The 874-nt window shown below is 68.0% G+C and carries 1 protein-coding gene; it reads left to right on the forward strand.

From position 1 onward, the window contains the following. Positions 1–782, forward strand: a 782-nt coding sequence (locus GT030_RS26775) for a cytochrome ubiquinol oxidase subunit I (RefSeq protein WP_161203311.1), incomplete at its 5' end; no start/stop codon positions are given. Positions 783–874 lie beyond the last annotated feature (92 nt).

Raw genomic sequence — 874 nt, forward strand, 5'->3', positions numbered from 1 at the left:
AGCAGCAGCCGATGAAGATGGCCGCCGCCGAGGCGCTGTGGGACAGGGAGGCCCCGGCTGCCTTCTCCGCCTTCTCCGTGCCGGACGTCGCCCACCAGCGCAACAGCGTCGACATCCAGGTCCCCGGCCTGCTCTCCTTCCTGGCGCACAAGGACTTCCACTCGGCGGTACCCGGCATAAACGACACGGCCGGCGCCGAGGCGGCCGCGTACGGCGGTTCACCATCCGAGTACATCCCGAACGTCCCCGTGACGTACTGGGGTTTCCGGGCGATGATCCTGTTCGGCATGACCTCCTTCAGCCTCGGCGCGGCCGGACTCTGGCTGACGCGGCGGAAGTTCTGGGTCGCCCCCGGGTACCGCACCGGCTCGTTCGACGTCCCCCGGCTGATGCTCACGAAGAACCGCGAACTGGGCGCCATGGCGAGCGGGCTGGCCTGGCGGGCCGGCATCCTCACCCTGGCCTTCCCGGTGATCGCCAACTCCTTCGGCTGGATCTTCACCGCGATGGGCCGTCAGCCCTGGGCCGTCACCGGACTGCTGCGCACCGTGGACGCGGTCTCCCCGAACGTCTCGCTCACCGAACAGCTCGTGACGCTCACCGGGTTCAGCCTGCTGTACATCGCGCTCGCCGTGGTCGAACTCAGGCTGCTGGTGAAGTACGCGGGCGGCGGACCGGTCACCTCCGAGCGGCCACCGCTCAGGGACATCACGCTCGGCGGGGACTCCACGCTCGAAGGCTCCCCGAGGGACGCCGACAAGCCGCTCGCCTTCGCCTACTGATCAGTTAGAGAGAGTCCGGAACCGTGCATCTCCATGACCTCTGGTTCTTCGTCATAGCCCTGCTGTGGGTCGGCTACTTCTTCCTGTAGGGC

It is taken from the genome of Streptomyces sp. SID1328 (assembly GCF_009865595.1).
GTDB classification, from domain to species: domain Bacteria; phylum Actinomycetota; class Actinomycetes; order Streptomycetales; family Streptomycetaceae; genus Streptomyces; species Streptomyces griseoluteus.